This is a genomic window from Streptomyces sp. NRRL WC-3549, assembly GCF_000721935.1.
Classification (GTDB): domain Bacteria; phylum Actinomycetota; class Actinomycetes; order Streptomycetales; family Streptomycetaceae; genus Streptomyces.
The window spans coordinates 26,136-29,837 of the sequence record NZ_KL585434.1; the positions used below are offsets into that span (position 1 = coordinate 26,136).

Annotated in this window: 4 protein-coding genes; 3 read left to right on the top strand and 1 reads right to left on the bottom strand. The window is 75.8% G+C overall.

What is annotated here, in order from left to right; genetic code table 11:
• Together IH13_RS0131320 and IH13_RS0131325 are read left to right on the top strand one after the other, a co-directional pair.
• A partial coding sequence (locus tag IH13_RS0131320; RefSeq protein WP_031089631.1) for an EamA family transporter occupies positions 1–492 on the top strand: 492 nt, incomplete at its 5' end.
• A 288-nt stretch (positions 493–780) separates the two neighbouring features.
• Complete coding sequence (locus IH13_RS0131325; RefSeq protein ID WP_031089633.1) at positions 781–1,713, top strand: DMT family transporter; 933 nt, start codon at positions 781–783, stop codon at positions 1,711–1,713.
• 18 nt (positions 1,714–1,731) lie between these two features.
• Here IH13_RS0131325 and IH13_RS0131330 read toward each other — a convergent pair whose 3' ends face one another.
• Positions 1,732–2,427 (bottom strand): pyridoxamine 5'-phosphate oxidase family protein, encoded by a 696-nt coding sequence (locus tag IH13_RS0131330; RefSeq protein ID WP_031089635.1) that lies wholly within the window; start codon positions 2,425–2,427, stop codon positions 1,732–1,734.
• Between the two features lie 36 nt (positions 2,428–2,463).
• Here IH13_RS0131330 and IH13_RS0131335 point away from each other — a divergent pair.
• Positions 2,464–3,702 (top strand): aminotransferase class I/II-fold pyridoxal phosphate-dependent enzyme (locus tag IH13_RS0131335; protein WP_082317781.1); only part of this gene is annotated, 1,239 nt, incomplete at its 3' end.

A 3,702-nucleotide genomic window follows, 5' to 3' on the forward strand; every position in this document is an offset into this window, starting at 1 on the left:
CCACATCCGGTCGGTGTGATCGCGTACGGACTGCTGGTCGGCGCGGCCGTGCTCACCGTCGTCGCCAGGCCCTGGGGCATGGACTGGGGGACCCTCGGCGCGAACGCCGTCATGAACGGCCACGACGTGCCGGCCTGGCTGCTGCTCGGCTGGATCGTGCTGCTCGCCACCGTCCTCGCCTACGTCACCGGTGTGGTGTCCGTGCGACTGCTGTCGCCGCAGGTGGCGGGTGTGGTCGCGTGCCTTGAGGCGGTCATCGCGACCGTACTCGCCTGGGTACTGCTCGGCGAGCACCTCTCCGCGCCCCAGCTCGTGGGTGGAGCCGTGGTGCTGGTGGGTGCCTTCATCGCGCAGTCGTCGGCGCCCAGGCCGCCGTCCGGGCCGGTCGCGGCGGGGCCCGGAACGCCGGGAGCCCCCGTGGAGGGGCACGCGGACGGCGGCGTGTCCACCACGGCCGGGGGAGGACCGTCCGGGCGCCGGACCCCGCCGTAGCGATCACGAGGCTCACCGTCCTTCCGCCGCCCGTCGTTCGGGATCTTGCTCGCCCGGATGGTGCCGGCCGCGCGCCCAGGCGCCGCACCCTCGCCGCGTCGGCGCCGGTCCCTCGGCTCCTCGGCCGTCGCCCCTCGTCCGCCCTGCGGCACCGGGCCCGGCGGGAGCCGCATGCCGCGGCGGCCACTTCCGGCGATGACCGGGCCGGGCAGCTCCTGAGAGGTCCGTCGCTGCCCGTGTGCGGAGCCGGGCGCCCACCACCCCCCTCTATTCGTGCGGAGGACTCAGATGTCCCACCCCGGTCCCGGCCTGCCCGTCGGGCGGAGCCTGTTCTACCTCGTCGTCGCCGGTATCGCCTGGGGGACGGCGGGCGCCGCCGCCTCGCTGCTCTACCGGGTCAGTGACCTCGGCCCGCTGGCGCTGTCCTTCTGGCGTTGCGCCGGCGGGCTGGTCCTGCTGGCCGGCGTGCTCGCGGTACGTCCGCGCCGCCCTCGCGGCCCGGCCGAGTCCGGACGCCGACGGCTGCTGCGCATCCTGGGAACCGGCCTCGGACTCACCGTGTTCCAGAGCGCCTACTTCGCCGCGGTCGCGGCGACCGGACTGGCCGTCGGGACCGTCGTCACCCTCGGGGCGGGGCCCGTCCTCATCGCGGTGGGCGCCCGGCTGACCATGGGGGAGCGCCTGGGCCGGGGCGGGGCCGTCGCCGTGGCCGGGGCGCTCGCCGGGCTCGCCGTGCTGGTCCTCGGGGGCGAGGCGGCGCAGGTGCGGCCCGCCGGCGTGCTGCTGGCGCTGCTGTCGGCGTCCGGTTACGCGGCGATCACTCTGCTCACCCGGTGGCTCGGCCGCGACGGTGCGTCCGGCGACACGCTCGCCACCAGTGCCTGGGCCTTCGGAATCGGTGCCGTCGGGCTGCTGCCCCTGGCGGCGGCCGAAGGGCTCGTGCCGCACACCGCCGCGCCGGGGCAGGTGCTGTGGCTGATGGTCTACGTGGCGGCGGTCCCCACCGCCCTCGCCTACGCCCTCTACTTCACCGGGGCCGCGGCCGTGCGCTCGGCGACCGTCTCCGTGATCATGCTGCTGGAGCCGGTGAGCGCCGCGGTGATCGCGGTCACCGTGCTGGGGGAGCGGCTGACCGCCGCCACCGTGACCGGCACGCTGGCCTGCGCCGAGACGCGCGTCGCGGCCGAGGCGCGCCGGAGCCGGGCCGCCGTGCCGGCCTGACCCGGGGGCCGGGGCGGGTCAGCGCGAGGTCAGGTAGCCGGGCGTGGCGACGGACCGGTCCAGGTCGTCCGCGGCCACCGGGGTGCCGTACCCCCGGACCAGTGGCAGCACGCCGGCCCAGTACGGCAACGCCAGGTCCTCCGGCTCGTCGTTGGGCCCGCCGGTGCGCACCTTCGCGGAGAGCTCGTCGAGGTCGAGCCGGACGACCGCCGTGGCGGCGAGCTCCTTCGCGTCGGCCGGGCGGGAGTCCTGGGACCGTCCCGGCACGGCCTGGTCGACGATGGCGTCGAGCGCGAGGCGCCGCTCCTCGGGGTCGGTCACCGTGACCGCGGTGCCGTGGACCACCACCGAACGGTAGTTGACCGAGTGGTGGAAGGCGGAACGGGCGAGGACCAGGCCGTCGACGTGGGTCACCGTCAGGCACACCGGCAGACCGGGGTCCGTGGCGCCCGCCGCGTGCAGGGGGCGCGAACCGGTGGACCCGTGCACGTACAGCCGTTCGCCGATCCGCCCGAAGAGCGTGGGAAGGACGACGGGTGCGCCGTCGCGTACGAAGCCGAGGTGGCAGACGTAGGCCTCGTCGAGTATCGAGTGGACGAGCTCCCTGTCGTACGACGCCCGCTTCCGGCTCCTTGTGGGCACCGTGCGTGCGGTCGGTGTGTAGGCGGCGGTGGTCTGCTGGTCCCTGTCCCCGGTCGGCGCGGTCTCCCGCATGCGCCCTCTCCTTTGTACTAGTGCATAATGGATTTTGTGCTAGGAGAGTATCGGATCAGTGGGCGGCGCGCATCGGAGATCGCCGCGAGTGTCGAGAGCGGGGTCGGCTCGGGTGCGCTGCCGCCCGGTCACACGCTGCCTCCCATGCGGGAGTTGGCGGTGCTGCTGGGGGTCGACCCGAACACGGTGGCCGCCGCCTACCGGACCCTCCGGGAGCGCGGTGTCATCGAGACGGCGGGCCGCCGGGGGAGCAGGGTGCGTCCCCGTCCGGCGAGCACGGCGCGTGGCTCGCTGCGCGTCGAGGCGCCCCCGGGGGTCCGCGACCTCGGCGAGGGCAATCCGGACGCCGAGCTGCTGCCGCCCCTCGGCGAGGCGCTGGCCGCCGCCGCGCAGGAGTACGCACGCCGGCCCGGCCGGTACGGGGAGGAGGCCGTGCTTCCCGAACTCGCCCGCCTCGCCCGGGCGGAGCTGGACGCGGACGGGGTCCCCGCAGGGCCGGTGGCCGTGGCGTCCGGCTCGCTCGACGCGATCGAGCGGGTGCTCTCGGCCCATCTCAAGCCCGGCGACCTGGTCGCCGTGGAGGACCCCGGATGGGGCGCCCTGCTCGACCTCGTGCCCGCGCTCGGTCTGCGTGCCGCACCCGTCGCGCTGGACGAGGACGGTCCGCTGCCCGCCGAGGTGGAGCGCGTCCTGCGGGCCGGGGCCAAGGCGCTGGTCGTCACCGACCGGGCGCAGAACCCGACCGGGGCGGTCGTGGGGCCCGACCGGGCCAGGGAGCTGAGGTCGGTGCTCGCCCGCCACCCGGCCACCCTCCTCGTCGAGGACGACCACGGTCACGCCATCGTCGACACCCCGCTGCACCCCCTCGCCGGAGCCACCGGGCACTGGGCGCTCGTGCGGTCCGTGGCCAAGGCGTACGGGCCCGATCTGCGGCTCGCCGTGCTCACCGGGGACGCGCTTACTGTGGACCGGGTGGCAGGGCGTCAGCGGCTCGGGCCCGGCTGGGTCAGCCGGCTGCTCCAACGGACCGTGGTACATCTGTGGACCTCGGGGGCCGTCGACCCCCGGGCGGTCGCGCGCTCCTACGGGCAGCGGCGCGAGGCACTCCTGGCGGCCCTGGCCCGTCGGGGGGTGACGGCGTACGGCCGCAGCGGGATGAACGTATGGGTGCCCGTCAGTGACGAGACCGGTGCCGTGACCCGGCTGCTGCGCGCGGGGTGGGTGGTGGCCCCGGGGGCCCGCTTCCGGACGGATTCGCCGCAGGGGGTGCGGCTG

What these genes read in the sequence shown, in the direction of transcription:
- IH13_RS0131325 (WP_031089633.1), top strand. Translation starts at nt 781, where the DNA reads ATGTCCCACCCCGGTCCCGGCCTGCCCGTCGGGCGGAGCCTGTTCTAC.
- IH13_RS0131330 (WP_031089635.1), bottom strand. Translation starts at nt 2,427, where the DNA reads ATGCGGGAGACCGCGCCGACCGGGGACAGGGACCAGCAGACCACCGCC.